This window comes from Novosphingobium aureum (assembly GCF_015865035.1).
GTDB lineage: Bacteria > Pseudomonadota > Alphaproteobacteria > Sphingomonadales > Sphingomonadaceae > Novosphingobium > Novosphingobium aureum.
Genome location: NZ_JADZGI010000001.1, coordinates 2,735,296 through 2,750,508 on the forward strand (window position 1 = coordinate 2,735,296; position 15,213 = coordinate 2,750,508).

Annotated in this window: 12 protein-coding genes; 6 read left to right on the plus strand and 6 right to left on the minus strand. The window is 66.1% G+C overall.

The features are described 5' to 3' along the window. Positions 1 to 214: 214 nt before the first annotated feature. From I5E68_RS12725 to I5E68_RS12740, 4 genes are all read left to right on the plus strand, one after another. On the plus strand, positions 215 to 1,186 hold the full coding sequence (locus I5E68_RS12725) for a sugar phosphate isomerase/epimerase family protein (RefSeq protein WP_197164208.1): 972 nt from the start codon (positions 215 to 217) through the stop codon (positions 1,184 to 1,186). Next, positions 1,183 to 2,511: an MFS transporter gene (locus I5E68_RS12730; protein ID WP_197164210.1), complete on the plus strand. Its 1,329-nt coding sequence runs from the start codon at positions 1,183 to 1,185 to the stop codon at positions 2,509 to 2,511. The genes I5E68_RS12725 and I5E68_RS12730 overlap by 4 nt, the downstream gene beginning before the upstream one ends. 11 nt (positions 2,512 to 2,522) lie before the next feature. Continuing rightward, the gene (locus I5E68_RS12735) at positions 2,523 to 4,136 is read left to right on the plus strand and encodes a GMC family oxidoreductase (RefSeq protein WP_197164212.1); all 1,614 of its coding nucleotides are present in this window, start codon (positions 2,523 to 2,525) and stop codon (positions 4,134 to 4,136) included. Between the two features lie 135 nt (positions 4,137 to 4,271). After that, positions 4,272 to 5,279, plus strand: a complete 1,008-nt coding sequence (locus I5E68_RS12740) for a LacI family DNA-binding transcriptional regulator (RefSeq protein ID WP_197164214.1) — start codon at positions 4,272 to 4,274, stop codon at positions 5,277 to 5,279. 4 nt (positions 5,280 to 5,283) lie between these two features. Here I5E68_RS12740 and I5E68_RS12745 read toward each other — a convergent pair whose 3' ends face one another. Then, complete coding sequence (locus I5E68_RS12745) at positions 5,284 to 6,564, minus strand: amidase (protein ID WP_197164216.1); 1,281 nt, start codon at positions 6,562 to 6,564, stop codon at positions 5,284 to 5,286. 144 nt (positions 6,565 to 6,708) lie between these two features. Here I5E68_RS12745 and I5E68_RS12750 point away from each other — a divergent pair, with 144 nt between their 5' ends. Beyond that, positions 6,709 to 7,932 carry an MFS transporter gene (locus I5E68_RS12750; protein ID WP_197164218.1) on the plus strand — a complete coding sequence of 408 codons (1,224 nt, stop codon included), beginning with the start codon at positions 6,709 to 6,711 and terminating at the stop codon, positions 7,930 to 7,932. An 88-nt stretch (positions 7,933 to 8,020) separates the two neighbouring features. On the opposite strand, the gene I5E68_RS12755 is transcribed toward I5E68_RS12750, so the two are convergent. From I5E68_RS12755 to I5E68_RS12775, 5 genes are all read right to left on the minus strand, one after another. Then, positions 8,021 to 8,608, minus strand: a complete 588-nt coding sequence (locus I5E68_RS12755) for a malonic semialdehyde reductase (RefSeq protein ID WP_197164220.1) — start codon at positions 8,606 to 8,608, stop codon at positions 8,021 to 8,023. A gap of 144 nt (positions 8,609 to 8,752) precedes the next feature. Then, the gene (rutA, locus tag I5E68_RS12760) at positions 8,753 to 9,832 is read right to left on the minus strand and encodes a pyrimidine utilization protein A (RefSeq protein ID WP_197164222.1); all 1,080 of its coding nucleotides are present in this window, start codon (positions 9,830 to 9,832) and stop codon (positions 8,753 to 8,755) included. 18 nt (positions 9,833 to 9,850) lie between these two features. Then, positions 9,851 to 11,248 (minus strand): amidase, encoded by a 1,398-nt coding sequence (locus I5E68_RS12765; protein ID WP_323982162.1) that lies wholly within the window; start codon positions 11,246 to 11,248, stop codon positions 9,851 to 9,853. Between the two features lie 454 nt (positions 11,249 to 11,702). Next, complete coding sequence (locus tag I5E68_RS12770; protein WP_197164225.1) at positions 11,703 to 13,196, minus strand: sensor histidine kinase; 1,494 nt, start codon at positions 13,194 to 13,196, stop codon at positions 11,703 to 11,705. Then, entirely contained in the window at positions 13,193 to 13,849 is a 657-nt protein-coding gene (locus I5E68_RS12775; RefSeq protein ID WP_197164227.1) for a winged helix-turn-helix domain-containing protein, read from the minus strand. Before I5E68_RS12775 ends, I5E68_RS12770 begins: the two co-directional genes overlap by 4 nt. Positions 13,850 to 14,066: 217 nt before the next feature. On the opposite strand from I5E68_RS12775, the gene I5E68_RS12780 reads away from it, so the two are divergent. Continuing rightward, positions 14,067 to 15,212, plus strand: coding sequence for an efflux RND transporter periplasmic adaptor subunit (locus tag I5E68_RS12780; RefSeq protein ID WP_197164229.1), 1,146 nt, complete (start codon positions 14,067 to 14,069; stop codon positions 15,210 to 15,212). Position 15,213: the final 1 nt, after the last annotated feature.

A 15,213-nucleotide genomic window follows, 5' to 3' on the forward strand; every position in this document is an offset into this window, starting at 1 on the left:
CGCTTCGCCTGGGCGCAATACGCCGGGCACGGCCCGAGCACCGATGAAAACGATACCATGGATCGACCTAACCATAAACGCCAGCCGTGCACAAGGCGCTCGAGACCATTCTTGACAAACGCTCGGATTCACGCTTTCCAGTCAAAAGAAAAGGTTTACATTTTGCCATCCGCACCCGTTGCCAGGCTGGCTCTGATCTCAAGGTAATCACGAAATGCTCAGCTTCGGCGTCGATCTCATCACCTTCTTCCACCCCGGATTCTGGGATCTCGAGACCGAATCCGAGGTTGTCGAACTGGGCAAGGCGGAGCCCCGCATGTTCTGGGACCGCATGCTCGACGCGCTCGAAGGCACCGGCGTCACCGGGATCGAGCTCACCTTCTCTCCGTTCGGTTCGAACGATCTCGTCGCCGCCTACGGTAGCGAAGAGGCCGCCGGGGCCGAGCTGGCTCGCCGCGGCCTTGCCATCGCCAGCGGCTTCTTCCCCGACGTCGCGATCGAGGGCGGTATCGGCGATCCCGAGCGCGAGGCCCGCTGGATTGCCGATGGCGAGACGCTCGCCCGCCGCCTCAAGGCCTGGGGCGCTTCGGTCATGGTCATCGGCCTGCCGATGCGCGCCAGTTGGAACGTCCAGCCCCCGGTCTTCATCGACGGAGCCTATGGCGCCAAGGCCGCCGACTTCGCCAACCGTCTGGGCGCCGCGACGCTCGCGCATGGTGTGCGCCTGACGCTCCACACCGAGGCCCACTCGACCTTCTGCCAGCCGCGCGACATCGACCTCATGTTGCTCATGACCGACCCGGTCTACGTCGGCTTCTGTCCCGATGCCGCGCATATCCTGCTATCGGGGGGCGAACCCAACGCGATCGTCGAGCGCCATGCAGAGCGCGTCGCCATCGCGCACTGGAAGGATGCGCGAGGACCGATGCCGATCAACATCCCCATCGACGAGAAGGTCCACGAGGCGCATCGCCCCTACTTCTGTGCGCTGGGCGACGGCAAGGTCGACTTTAACCGCTGGGCGCAGCTCATGCTCGCACGCGCGCAGGCAATCGAGGGTGCGATGGAATGGGCAATCCTCGAGATCGACGCCGTGGCCGACCCGCAGCGCGAGATCGAACGCTCGCTCGTCGTCGCCCGCAAGGTGCTCGAGAACGCGACACAGGCTCTGGGAACCAGCGCATGAGCACGCCCCTCACCTGGCGCGAGAAGATCAGCTACGGGCTGGGCAACTTCGGGGTCAACCTGCCGTTCGGCATGACCAACGCCTACCTGCTCTACTTCTACACGGACATCTACGGGGTCAGCGCCGGGACGGTCGCCTCGCTGTTCCTGATCGCGCGCGCGGTCGATGCGGTGTTCGACCCCTTCATGGGCCTCCTGATCGACCGGACGCAGACCCGCTGGGGCAAGCATCGCCCCTATCTGCTGTGGCTCGCCGTTCCTTTCGCCGTGTGCGGGGCCATCGTGTTCTGGGCGCCGCCGCTCGACGGCTGGGCCAAGATCGCCTTCATCTTCGGCTCCTATACCCTGCTCGGCATCCTCTACTCGGCGGTCAGCCTGCCGCTCAACTCGATGCTGCCCACGCTCACCCGCGACCCGCGCCAGCGCAACACCATCAATGCCCTGCGTGAATTCCTCGGCTCCTCGGCGACCGTCGGTATCGGCTACGCCGCGCTGCCGCTGGTCAAGGCCTTCGGTGCAGGGCAGGAGGCGCACGGCTTCTTCGTCCTCGCGGTAATCCTTGGCGTCATCACCCTCGCCGCCATGCTCAACGCCTTCTTCAACACGCGCGAGCGCGCCGAGGCAGACGAGAGCCCGAGCAAGCTGACGACGGCCCAGTCGCTTCACGCCACCCGCGGCAATTGGCCCTGGATCGCGACGATGCTGGTCAACTTCTGCTTCTGGGTCGGCTTCACCGGACACCTGCAGTCCTTCGTCTACTTCGTGAACAACGTGCTGGGCGACGAGGCTTTCGTCTCGCCGCTCATGCTGACCATGCTCTCGGTTCTCGTGGGGACCGGGCTTGCGGGCATCGTCGCCAACACCATAGGCAAGCGCATGACCGGCGCTATCGGCGCTGCGATCGCGACCGTGTTCACGCTGCTGATCCCGATGTCCGACAGCCATGCCTGGCAGATCGGCATGAACATCGCTGCCTACTTCGGCCAGGGCCTCATCGGCGGCCTGCTGTTCTCGCTCATGGCCGACGCGGTCGATTACGGCGAATGGCGCTCAGGCTACCGGGCGCAGGGCTTCCTCTTCGCCGCCTCCAGCTTCGGTGTGAAGCTGGGCATGAGCGTCGGCGGTGCAGCCGGTGCCTGGTTCCTCAGCCTTGCCGCCTACGACGCAGCGCTGGCCCCCACCCCGGCGGTCGTGACCGCCATTACCGCAGGCCACGTCTGGCTGCCTGCCGCCGCCTTTGCGGTGATGGGCCTCAGCCTCGCCTTGTTCCGCTTCGCACCCGCCTACGAGCGCGGCGAAGTCTCGCCTGCGACCCACTCGAACTGAAGGCCCCCAACATGGAAACCGCGTTCGACTATATCATCGTCGGTGCCGGCTCGGCTGGCTGCGTCCTCGCCGACCGGCTGAGCCGCAACGGCACCAGGAAGGTCCTCCTGCTCGAGGCGGGCGGGCGCAACGAGGAACTCTTCGTGCGCATGCCGCGCGGCATGGTGAAGATCTGGTCGAAGCCCAAGTGGTACTGGCCCTTCCCCGCCGAGCCGCAGGCGGGCCGCCCAGCGGACGAGACCTGGTTCTACGGCAAGGGCCTTGGCGGTTCGAGCGCGGTCAACGGCACATGGTACTTTCGCGGGCAGCCGCGCGACTTCGATGAATGGGAAGCACAAGGCAACGGGGGCTGGAACTGGGCTGCGATCGAGCGCGCCTATACCGAGCTCGAGGATTACCGCGGTATCGGCGACTACGCCGGACGCGGGCGCAAGGGGCCGATGCAGGTAACCCGCGTCCCCGGTGACGGCGAACTCACCGACACCGTGCTCGAGGCCGCGCGCCAGAGCGGCATTCCCGTGCTCGAGGACGTCAACACTCCGGCAACACAGGTCGCGGGACCGACCCAGCAAACCGTCGATGCACGTGGCAACCGGGTCACCGCATGGACCGCATTCCTCGCCGATGCAGGCAAGCGCCCCAACCTCACCGTCAAGACCGGCGTCCTCGTGCGCCGCGCGGTGTTCGAGGGTAAGCGCGCCATCGGTGTCGAGGCCGAGGTCGACGGGCGACAGGTGACCTTCACGGCGCCCAAGACGGTGTTCAGCGCGGGCGTGCTGCAGAGCCCCAAGCTGCTCCAGCTGTCGGGCATCGGCCCGGCGCAGGTACTTGGGAAACATGGCATCGACATCGTGCATGAGAACGCCGCAGTCGGGCGCAACATGAACGAGCACATGATGTTCGCGATGAGCTGGCGCTTGCACAATGCCAAGGGGCTCAACGCCGAGTTCCGCGGCTGGAAACCCTACTGGCACGGCCTGCGCTACATGCTCACCGGCAAGGGGCCGATGGCCTCACTGCTGCCCGAGGTTTCGATCATGGCCTCGCTCGAGGCTTCCGAGAGCTGGCCCGACCTGCAGATCGGCATTTCGCCTTATTCCATGGCCGCCTCCTCGGACGACAAGCCCGAAGCCGGACGCGGCCAGACCGAGGCCGTGCCGGGCATCACCGCAACCGCATTCTGCTTGCGCCCCAAGAGCCACGGTTATGTCGAACTGGCCTCGAAGGACCCGGCAGCCCCTCCCCGGCTGGTGCCGTGCTGGTTCGCCGACGAGGCTGACCGTGAGACGATCCTCAAGGCGATCCGCAAGGTGCGTGAGATCATGGCAGCGCCCGCGCTTGCCCCCTATCTCGGCGAAGAGACCGTGCCCGGCGCCGACATCGCCAGTGACGAGGAACTGACCAAGGCGTCCGACTGGATGCTCTCCACCGGCCTGCACGGCACCGGCACGTGCCGCATGGGTCCGCGCGGCAGCGCCGTTGTCGACGCGAACTTGCGCGTTCACGGGGTCGAGGGTCTCTACGTCGCCGATTGCTCGGCCATGCCGACTGCGATCTCGGGCAATACCAATGGTCCGGCCATCGCCTTTGCCTGGCTAGCCGCCGAACGCATCGCAGACGACTGAAGTAGGCGCGCGCCAAAAAGGCGGTTTTCTCAAGCCTCGGAAGAGTCCGCATAAGGGTAATCGCGAAGTTATTCGCGGTTCTCTACGCAGCGATACTTGCCGCATTGCCGCCGTGCCTGTATCGATTACATCCGTATGGCGAACATCAAGGACATTGCCCGGCACGCCGGCGTATCGGTTGCGACGGTCTCTCGCGCGCTTTCCAATCCCGCGATCGTTCGCCCCAAGACCATCGAGAAGATCGAAGCCGCGATTGCCGAGCTCAACTACGAGCGCAACCACCTCGCCGCAGGGCTTCGCCGCCAGCGCAGCGACAACGTGATCGTCGCGGTACCGAGCATCTACAACCCGTTCACCTCGGCCTTCGTCCAGGGGATCGAGAACGTGGCGCGCGCCAACAACATGCGCGTGCTGCTCGGCATCACCGAGGGCGACGTCAGCACGCTCAACAGCTACATCTCGATGATAGCGGGCAAGCAGGCCGACGGCATGATCCTGCTCGAGAACAATCTTCCCGACGTGGTTCGCAATCCGCCCACCACGGGCACTATCCCGCCGATCGTGGCGGCCTGCGAATACCCGCCCGAGCTCGACCTCCCGCGCGTCACCATCGACAACGTCGAGGCAGGTGCGCTCGTGGTCAGCCATTTGCGCGAACTCGGTCACACCCGCATCGCCTGCATCACCGGACCGATGGCTCAACAGATGTCCAAGGATCGCAGCGCCGGATACAAGCTGGGCCTCATGCGCGCGCGGATAGAATTCGATCCAGCGCTCGTCGAGGAAGGCGAGTTCTCGCTGCAATCGGGCTACGACGCGATGATCCGCCTGCTCGATTCGGGTGTGAAATTCACCGCTGTCGCCTGCGCGAGTGACGAAACCGCGCTCGGCGTGATGAGCGCGCTGCAGCATCGCGGCATCTCGGTGCCAGGCGATGTCTCGGTGGCAGGTTTCGATGACCTGCGCTTCGGCGCCTTTGCCAGCCCGCCGCTAACGACGATCCACGTACCCACCGCCGAGATCGGCGAGACGGCGATGCGCTTGATGCTCGACCGCCTGCTCCAGCAGGACCAGACGGCGCGCGAGGTCACCCTCCCGCACCGCCTGATCGTTCGCGAATCCACGGCTGCTCCGCGCAGTTAGGCACCTAGGTTTCCGGCAAGCCAGCGTCGGTCGGAGTCACGCCGACGTCGGCCAGCCGCGTCTCCACCTCGCCCGCGACCTTGAGCAACCGGCGGTCGTGATAACGCGGTGCTACCAGCGAGACCCCGACCGGCATGCCATGCGCACCGCGCGCGAGCGGGAGGTTCACGACCGGCGCGTGGAGCAGCGTCCAAGGCTGGTTGAACCTGGGCTCACCGGGCCCGCGCCCCAGCGGGGCGATCCCGGGAGCGCTGGGCGCCAGCACCGCGTCAAGCCCGGCAATCGCCTTCTCGAAGGCAATCCGCGCCATCGCGGCACGGTCGTGCGCCTCGACCAGCCGCGCATCGCTGTACTGCTGCATCGAATCGACGCGCAGGTGGAAATCGGCGTGGAGCAGTTCGGGCTGAGACCAGGCAAGGTTGAGGAAGGCCGCCGCGCCCTCGCGAAACAGGATCACGCGGTGGTCATCGTTGAGCTGCGCGAATTCGGGCAATTCGTCGATGGCGACCATCTCGATCCCGGCCCGCGCCATGGCAGCGACGACGCCATCAATCGCTTCCTTGCCGTCGGCCGAGACTTCGTCCCACCAGGGCGTGCGGTAGTAACCGATGCGCAAGATATCGCCGACGCTGTCGGTAGCGGCTTCCGCGATATCGAACACCTCACACAGTAGGTCGAGCTCTGCCAGTGAGCGCGCGTACCATCCCACAGTGTCGAGGCTGTTGGCGTAGAACTTGACGCCCTCGCGGCTGACCAGCCCCCAGCTCGGCTTGAAGCCGTGGATACCGCAGAAACTGGCCGGACGGATCGTCGAGCCGCCGGTCTGGGTCGCGAGTGCGAACGGCACATGCCCGTCGGCCACCGCCGCAGCCGAACCGGCCGAAGAGCCGCCCGGCGTGCGCGCGAGGTCATGGGGATTGGCGCTGGCCGCGTTGCGCCCGGCAGCGGCGAATTCGGTAGTGTCGGTCTTGCCCAGAATTACCGCGCCCGCAGCGCGCAAGGTTTCAACGCAAGGCGCATCGGCGCTCGCGACCTGTCCGGTGAAGAGCGGCGAATTGTACGTGAGCGGCATCCCGGAAACGCCGATCACGTCCTTGACCCCGATAGAGAGTCCGTGAAGCGGACCGCGCGCGCCCTCGATCGCATCGAGTTCGCGCGCTCGTTGCAGTGCTCCTTCTCCGTCCACGTGGAGCCAGGCGCGCACCTCACCGTCACGCTTGGCGATGCGGCGCAGTGCTTGTTCCACAGCCATGGTGGCAGGCTTGGGATGATCTTGGTGTGTCATTGCTTCTCCGGACCCGTTCCGACGGTTTACTGCCGATTATTTCAAGCGGACTTGCACGATTCGCCATGCCTGACGATCCGCCCTGCGAAAGGCAGTGTGAATTGGCCATTGGCATATGTAAAGCATTACACTACGCTCTTGGCAATGAGCCCATCGCCCCCGACCATCGCCGCCCCATCCCGCGCAGCCGCGCCTTCCATTGCCTCGGCGCTGGCCACGACGACGACCATCCAGATTCTCTCGACCGCGACGGCTCTGGCGATGACCGGCATCGCGCCGCTGGTCGCCACCGACTTCGGGCTCGCCCCGCACTACGTCGGCTACCAGATCAGCCTGATCTACGCCGCCGGCATGCTGGCCAGCGCCAGTGCCGGTACGCTGATCCAGCGCCGTGGCCCGGTTCGTATCGAGCAGCTTGCGCTGTTTTGCTTCGGTTTCGCGCTTGTCCTGCTGGCGAGCGCGAACGTGTGGATGGCGCTCGCGGCATCCCTGATGATCGGGATCGGCTATGGCGTCCAGAACCCCGCCAGCGCGCAGATCCTCGGCGCGGTCACCCCGCCCGAGCGCCGCTCGCTGATCTTCTCGATCAAGCAGGCAGGCGTGCCGATCGGCGCGATCATCGCCAGCATGCTCTTTCCCGCGCTCGCCCCACTGATCGGCTGGCAGGCAACCCTCGCACTGACCGCACTGCCCTGCCTTGCGATGATCGGCGTGCTTCAGGCGAAAGGCGGCCAGCCGATTGGCTGGAGACCGGCGCGAGGCAAGCTGTGGCGCAATTTTGTCTACGAGCAGAAGCTGGTCTGGGGCAGCGCACCGATACGGGTGCTGGCCCTGTTGGGACTGCTCTATTCCTCGATCCAGCTCTCGCTCTCGGCCTTTGCCGTCACGATGCTGGTCGAACACGGCTGGACGCTGGTCGGGGCCGGTGCCGTCGCCGGTGCTACGCAGGCCTGCGGTGTCTTCGGACGCGTGTCGTGGGGTGCGCTGGCCGACCGCTTCGGAGGCTTCGCCATGCTCGCGGTGATCGGTGCGGTCTCGATGGGCTGCATGATTGCGCTGTGGCAGCTCGATGCCCTGCCCGCCGCCGTTCAGATCGCGGTGCTGTGCGTTTTCGGGTTCTGCATGAGCGGCTGGAACGGTGTCGTCCTCGCCGAATGCACGCACCATTGCGCCCCCGAAGATGCGGGACGGGTCGTTGGTGGTGCGCTGGTTTACACTTTCCTCGGGGTCATGATCGGCCCCGCCGGGCTTGCCCTGATCTACGAGGCCTGCGGGGACTACGGCACCAGCTTCCTGCTGGTAAGCTGGATTTCAGGGCTAGGCGCGCTGGTCGCGGCAAAGGCGGCCTTCGACGCACGCCGGGCCTGAGGCCTCTGCGCTTACTCCCGAACAACAAGGGCCGACCTCATCCGCGACGAGGCCGGCCCTTGTGTCGTCGGCGCAAGCCGAGAGCGCGTTACACGATCTTGCAGGCTTCCTCGAAGGGCAGGCGCGGCAGGCGCTCGAAGGGCTCGTCGATGCCGTGGCCCAGCGTGCAGATGAAGTTGGTGCGCAGCTGCGTGCCAGCGAAGAATTCCGCATCCACCGCTGCGGCATCGAAGCCCGACATCGGGCCGCAGTCGAGGCCGAGAGCACGTGCAGCAAGCATCAGGTACGCGCCCTGAAGGCTCGAATTGCGCATCGCCGTCTCGTCGCGCACCGCCGGATCGGAGAACCAGTACTTGGCGGTGTCGTTGTGCGGGAACAGGAACGGCATCTGCTCTGCAAAAGCCATGTCGTGCGCGATGATCACGATCGCGGGCGCATCCATGCTCTTGTCGGCATTGGTCTTGCTCATCAGCGGAGCGATGCGGGCCTTGCCCTCGTCGCTGGTGATGAACACGAAGCGCGCCGGGCTGACGTTGGCCGAAGTCGGCCCCATCTTGAGCACGTCGTAGAGTTCGCGCCAGGTGCTCTCGGGCAGGGTTTCCTTGCGCCACGCGTTGCGCGAACGCGCATCGAGGAAGAGCTGGCGCAGCGCCGCGTCACTGAGTTTCTCGGTCATCGTCGTTCCTGTCGTTTCGGTCGCACCCGCGGCGGTCTTCCGGAATGCGAGAAAAAAGAGCCGGCCACGCGCCTCGTCGAGGCAACGTGACCGGCAGCATGTAAGATGGTCCGGGGACAGCGAACCATCAGGGTGAGAAGGTTATCAGGCGCTGATGAGACGATCCGCGCGGCACTTCATCAGCGGCTGGATCTTCTGGCCGTAATCGTCGAGGCCCTTAACGAAGTCGTCGAAGGTGAGCATGATGCCCTTGGTACCCGGGATCGAGGCAGCCTCGTCTAGCAGCTTGGCGACGGTCTCGTAGGAACCGACGAAAGTGCCAAGGTTCATGTTCACCGCGCCCTCGGGCAGGTTGATGTGACGCGCGGTCGAGCCATCGCCTGCGGTCTTGTCGGCGCTGCCCTGCACGCCCATCCACGCCAGTGCATCGACGTCGGCGCCTTCCTTGTAGCTCTCCCACTTGGCCATCGCGGCCTCGTCGGTCTCGTCGGCGATCACCATGCACAGGATGTAGGCACCCACGTCGCGGCCGGTCTTCTCGGCGGCTGCGACGAGGCGCTCCACCTGCGGGCGGTGCTGGGTCGGCTGGTTGATGCCGCCCGCGGTGATGAAGTTGTAGTCACCGTAGGTCGACACGAACTCCATGCCGCGGTCCGACTGGCCGGCACCGACGATCTCGATCTTGCCTTCGGGGCTGGGCAGGAGGCGGCAGTCTTCCATCTGGAAGTGCTCGCCCTTGAAGTCGCTCTTGCCCTCGTCCCACAGGTCCTTCATGACCTGCACGTATTCGCTCGCGTAATCATAGCGATAGCCGAAGTAGGCATCGCCCGGCCACATGTTCATCTGGTCGTATTCGCCCTTGGCCCAGCCGGTGACGATGTTGACGCCGAAGCGGCCCGGAGCGACCGAGTCGATGGTCGTCGCCATGCGCGCGACCAGTGCGGGCGGCAGGGTCAGGATCGCAGTCGAGGCGAAGAGCTTGATCTTGCTGGTGCAGGCGGCGAGCGCCGACATCAGCGTGAAGCTCTCGAGGTTGTAGTCCCAGAACTCGGTCTTGCCGCCAAAGCCGCGCAGCTTGATCATCGAGAGCGCGAAGTCGAGGCCGTAGCCCTCGGCCGCCTGGACGAGCTGCTTGTTGAGCGCGAAGCTGGGCTTGTACTGCGGCGAATTCGCCGAGATCAGCCAGCCGTTGTTACCGATGGGAATGAAAAGGCCGATATCCATGGAGCTCTCCAGGTAGACTTAGGGTTGGGAGTGAGAGTGCGATTTCGCGATGCGATCGATCCAGCCTAGGGCTGTCTCGAAGGCGTGTCCGGCATTGAGCAGGCTCTGCTCGGATTGCGGAGGTCCGACCAGCTGCAGCGCCAGCGGCAACCCGCGCTCGTCCATGCCCATGGGGGTCACGAGCGCCGGGAAACCGAGCATCGAAATTGTGCGGGTCAGTGCCGAGACCTCGCCGACCATCGCCTGCATTTCCTCGCCGCCGGTCGCATCGACCTCGTGGGCCCAGGGCACCGGCATGCGGGTTGCCGGGGTAAGCAGAAGGTCGACTTGGGCGAAAGGACCGGCCAGCATGTCGCTGCGGGCCTTCTCGCGCAGGCCGAGCGCGGCCTCATAGCCGTCGGTCCCGACGGCTGCGCCGGCGAGGAGGCGGTTGCGGACCTGCTCGCCGAAATCGTGCGAACGCTCGGCAAGATGGGACGCGTGAAAGCTGGCAGCCTCGGGCGACCATACATTGCCCGCGATCTGCGGATAACCGCTCTGGTCGGGGAGATCTACCGCAACGACCTGCGCGCCAAGCGCGGCGAAGGCTTCCTGCGCTGCCGTGAAGGCCGCCTCCACGCGCGGATCGAGCCCCTCGATGAAGTAGCTGGTCGGCACGCCGATGCGCACCCCGTCGAGCACGGCGCCAAGACCGCTCTCATAGTCGGTTCCATCAGCAGCCAGAACGCTCATCAGCCGGGCCAGTGCACGACTGGAGGTCGCCAGCGGTCCCGCTGTGTCCAGCGTGTGCGAGAGCGGCATCATGCCCTCGAGCGGCAGCAGGCCATTGGTCGGCTTGAGCCCGGCCACACCGCAGAAAGCCGCAGGCAAACGCACCGAACCGCCCGTATCGGAGCCCAGCGCGGCAGTGACGATACGCGCCCCGACGGCGGCACCCGAACCGGAGGAAGACCCTCCCGAGATCGCCTCGGCAAGCAGCGGATTGCGGCAGCGACCCAGATGCGCGTTGTGCCCGGTCGGTCCCATCGCGAACTCGGCCATGTGCAGGCGGCCGATGGTGATCGCGCCAGCAGCCTCAAGCCGGTCCACCAGCGGGGAAGCGCCTTGGGGATAGTGGCCCTTCCAGATCCTCGATCCAGCCTCGGTCGGCTTGCCGGGACGGTAGAACATGTCCTTGTGCGCCATCGGCACGCCGTGGAGAGGCCCGCGCAGGCGCCCTTGCGCCGCCTCGGCATCGCAGGCACGCGCCTGCTCGAGCGCATCCTCGGCCTCGAGGGCTACCACGGCATTGACATCGGCGCGGGCAGCCGCCTGTGCGAGTGCCGCACTGACAGCCTCGAGCGCGCTCAGCTCGCCCGCGGCAATGGCCTCGGCGATCTCGCACATGTCCATGGAGAGAATGGCACTATGTTCCACGTAAACGGGGCTCCGGCTGGCTGGTGTGGTGCGTGAAGCCGCTTCCCCGCCGCTGCGTGCAGCGGGGAAGCGGTGTCCGAATAGCCGGCCGCCCAGGAGGAGGAGAGAGCGGAACGCCCGGCCACTTGGAAAGTGTAATCTCCCGCGATCATCGTTGCCCCGTCAAAGGGCCCGGACACAGAATCTCACCAAGGAAAAAGCCCTTGCTCAATCGCTGTGCCAGTGGTCGAACGCCGTTGCCCGACCCAAATGATCATCGTTTTCATTACAATGACCGATTCGCGCAGGAATGCAAGACGGCAAAGTTCCGGGACTTGAAAATTTATCTCAAGGCATTGTTATAAAGGTATTTTATCGCACATTGATCGCGACTGGGCCGCCGGGGCGGATCGAAATGAACCGTGCTGAGAGCGCTGCGCCGTGCATCCTGGATACGCAGCGTAATGCAGTGCGATCAGCCCTGTTCGTCGGCTCGCGCCAGCGGGATGCTTACCAGGGCATCGAGCCCGGCGGGTGCGCCCTCACCCTCGTCCGCAACCGGAGCGAGCTCGAGGCCGACGCCATTGGCCAAGGCGATGTCGCGCGCGATGGCGAGACCGAGACCGAAGCCGGGCGTTTGCGCGTCGAAACGGGTTCCGACCTCGAAGGCCTGCCCGATCTGTTCGCGCGTCAGGCCCGGACCATCGTCGCGGATGCGCACGGTGAGCGAACCGGCATCGCGCGCCAGCATCACGCGCACTTCCTCGCGGCTCCACTTGGCCGCATTGTCGAGCAGGATCGAGAGCAGTTCGGACAAGTCCACCGGGTCGATACGCAGGATCGCTTCTTCGCAGCCTCCGGCCTCGAACACGAAGTGCCGTTCGCGGTGAAGCCGCTGCAGCGCGGAGAGGACCGGCCCCAGCACCTCTCCGGGGGTGCTGAAGGCTCCCGGTCCGGCCCCACTCGCGGCAGCCCTTGCCCGGGCCAGACGATACTCGACCTGCTGCACCATCGTCCCGCTCTGGCTCAGCAGCACCTTCGCCGTCGCCTCGGTGCGCGGATCAAGCGCCAGCCGCTCGGCCTCGTCGGTGATCACAGACAGCGGGGTGCGCAGGGCATGGGCGAGATTGCCCGCCTCGACCCGCGCCTCCTCGACGACCTTGCGATTGTGCTCGATGAACACGTTGAGGTCCTCGACCAGCGGCGCGATCTCTTCGGGATAGCGGCCTTCGAGCCGCGCCGCGCGACCGCTGCGCAGGCGCGCCGTCGCCACGGCCAGACGGTCGAGCGGACGCATTCCGAACGAAACCGCAACCAGTCCGGTCGAGAGCAAAGCAAGCGCGAGCAACGTCAGCCAGACCGTCAGCTCGCGGGTGAAACTCGCGATGATCTCGTCAAGCAACCTGACATCGGTGGCGATCACGAAGTGAACCGGTTTGCCCCTGGGGCCCTCGCGCAGCATGCCATAGGTGATGGTCGGACCGCTCGGCCCGTTCTCGACCAGATGGCGAATGGTGCTGGCATGGGCCACCGAAGGATCGAGATGACCGCGCGTCATCGAGGGCGACCGCAGTGTCTCCTGCCCTGCAGCACTCACCTGCCAGTAGAACCCCGACATCGGCTCGAGAAAGCGTGGGTCAGACAAGGGGCGGTCCATACGCAGGGTGCCGCCGGGGCCGATCTCGACCAGACGGGCCAGTTCCTTGACGTGGACCTGCAGTTCATCGTGGTACTGCGCCTCCACGTGCTTTGCGAAAAGCCGGGTTGCCGAATACCAGATCCCGGCGATGCCCAGTCCGGTCCACAAGAGCACCGCGGCAAGGATACGCAGGCGCAGCGAATTCCAGCCGAACCGGCGGCTTCGGCTTCGCCCGCGCGGCTGGGCCAGACGCGCTTTCACCTTGCCGCCGGCAGACACCTGCCGGCCTTGCGCAGCCGTTTCGGCTGACGTTTCGAAGGGCGCGTTCATGACCCGAACCTGTAGCCCAATCCGCGCAGCGTGCGAATGCGCGTCTTGCCGATCTTGCGCCTGAGCCGCGAGACCAGCACCTCGACCGCGTTGTGATCGCGCTCGCAGTCCAGATCGTAGAGATGTTCGACGATGTCGGCCTGCGAGAGCACTTGCCCAGGGTGATGCATGAACACGTTGAGCAGCCTGAACTCCTGGCGCGACAAGGCCAGCGCCTCGCCATCGCACTCGACCTCGCGCGAAAGCGGGTCGAGCCTGATCCCGGCCTCCTCGATCCCCGGCTCGCGCTGCCCCGACTGGCGGCGCAGCAAGGCATGGATGCGCGCAAGGAGTTCCTCGAAGCGCACCGGCTTGACCACGAAATCGTCGGCACCGGCGTTGAGTCCTGCGACCTTGTCCTGCCAGGTATCGCGTGCGGTGAGGATCAGGATCGGGCAGGCAACACGCCTGTCGCGCCAGTAGCGCAGCAAGTCCATGCCGCTGCCGTCGGGTAGCCCGAGATCGAGGATCACAGCGGCGAGCTTGTCCATGTCGGGCCAGGCCTCGGCATCCGCGCGGCAGCGCGCAAGATCGACCGCAAACCCGTGCGAGCGCATCCTGTCCGACAGGCGAAGCGCCAGCTGCTCGTCATCCTCGACCAGAAGGACCCGCACCAGGCCGCCCCCTTCGCACTTTGCCGGTCATGGCCGCGGCCATACCTGCGCTTCACCGGGCCGGGCACCTCATGCACCGCGACCACAAGCCCCGCAGCGCGACAGGCGAACGCGTGTGCGTGCACCAGCCCACCTGTCCGGGATCCTTGTCTGAAACTGACAATGCCAGCCCATTCTGACAAGCTCCTGTCAGGTTCGCCTGCGATGCCCTGTGTTCATGGACAGGAAGATTCTCCTTGGCGCCGCTGCCGCCATCGCCGTGATCGCAGGTCTGGGCTACACGTTTTACGGCAAGCCCGATCCCGCCTCTACACCGCAGGCCGAGCAGGCCCCTGCCGGCACTCCCGGCAAGCTCGATGCGGCACAGGTCAAAGCGCTGGGCATTCGGCTCGAAGCGGCCAAGGCGGCCAGCGATGTTCCTCTCGCCTCGGTTCCGGCCACGGTTTCCTTGCCGCCCGATGCGCGCGTCGCGGTTGCCGCCCCCTTCGCTGGCATCGCAGTGCGCGTCTTCGTCGTCGAGGGGCAAGAGGTCGCCAAGGGACAGGTGCTCGCGCAGGTTCGCGCCGCCGATCCGGTCCAGTTCGGCGGCGACCTCGCACGCGCTCGCGCCGACCTCGAAGTCGACAAGGCGCGGGCCGAGCGCCTCGAAACGCTTGCACGCGAGGGCGTCGTTGCCGGAGCCCGCGCCGACGAGGCGCGCGCCGCGTTGCGTCGGACCGAAGCGACAGTGGCGGAAAACCGGCGCCTGCTTGCACTGGCCGGTGCGTCGGGCGACGGCTCGGGCACCTTGCGGGCACCAATCGCAGGCCGGGTCGCGAAGGTCGCGATCGAGGCCGGCAGTCCGGTCGGCAACGAAATCGCCCCCTTCCTCGTCGAGAACGCCGCGAGACTGACGCTCGACCTCCAATTGCCCGAACGGCTTGCCGGCCTCGCCCGTCCGGGCATGGCCATTTCGGTGCACGTGCCCGGAAACGCCGAGCCGGTGCGCGGTAGCCTCGTCTCGGTGGGCGCCTCGCTCGATCCAGCAACCCGCTCGATAGCCGCGCGCGCCCAGCTGTCCAACGCAGCGATGCCCGGTTCGGGGCTGGTTCCCGGACAAAGCGTCACCGCGGTGATTGCCGCGCCTGCAGGAAGCGGCAAGAGCGGCGTGTCGGTCCCCGCCACGGCACTGACCCGCATCGACAGACAGGACACCGTCTTCGTTCGGCAAGGCTCTGGAAAAGAACTGCAGTTCGTGCCGCGCCAGGTCACCATCGTCGGCGAGGCCGCCGGACGCACCATCCTCTCGGCCGGTATCGAACCGGGCGAGGCGGTCGTGGTGAGCGGCGTCGCCGAACTCAAGTCCGCTCTCGGCGGAGCCTGAG

Bases quoted from the DNA above. Each gene is read 5' to 3' on its own strand.
- I5E68_RS12740 (WP_197164214.1), top strand. From the start codon at position 4,272: ATGGCGAACATCAAGGACATTGCCCGGCACGCCGGCGTATCGGTTGCG.
- rutA (WP_197164222.1), bottom strand. From the start codon at position 9,832: ATGGATATCGGCCTTTTCATTCCCATCGGTAACAACGGCTGGCTGATC.
- I5E68_RS12730 (WP_197164210.1), top strand. From the start codon at position 1,183: ATGAGCACGCCCCTCACCTGGCGCGAGAAGATCAGCTACGGGCTGGGC.
- I5E68_RS12780 (WP_197164229.1), top strand. From the start codon at position 14,067: ATGGACAGGAAGATTCTCCTTGGCGCCGCTGCCGCCATCGCCGTGATC.
- I5E68_RS12725 (WP_197164208.1), top strand. From the start codon at position 215: ATGCTCAGCTTCGGCGTCGATCTCATCACCTTCTTCCACCCCGGATTC.
- I5E68_RS12770 (WP_197164225.1), bottom strand. From the start codon at position 13,196: ATGAACGCGCCCTTCGAAACGTCAGCCGAAACGGCTGCGCAAGGCCGG.
- I5E68_RS12745 (WP_197164216.1), bottom strand. From the start codon at position 6,564: ATGACACACCAAGATCATCCCAAGCCTGCCACCATGGCTGTGGAACAA.
- I5E68_RS12750 (WP_197164218.1), top strand. From the start codon at position 6,709: ATGAGCCCATCGCCCCCGACCATCGCCGCCCCATCCCGCGCAGCCGCG.
- I5E68_RS12735 (WP_197164212.1), top strand. From the start codon at position 2,523: ATGGAAACCGCGTTCGACTATATCATCGTCGGTGCCGGCTCGGCTGGC.
- I5E68_RS12755 (WP_197164220.1), bottom strand. From the start codon at position 8,608: ATGACCGAGAAACTCAGTGACGCGGCGCTGCGCCAGCTCTTCCTCGAT.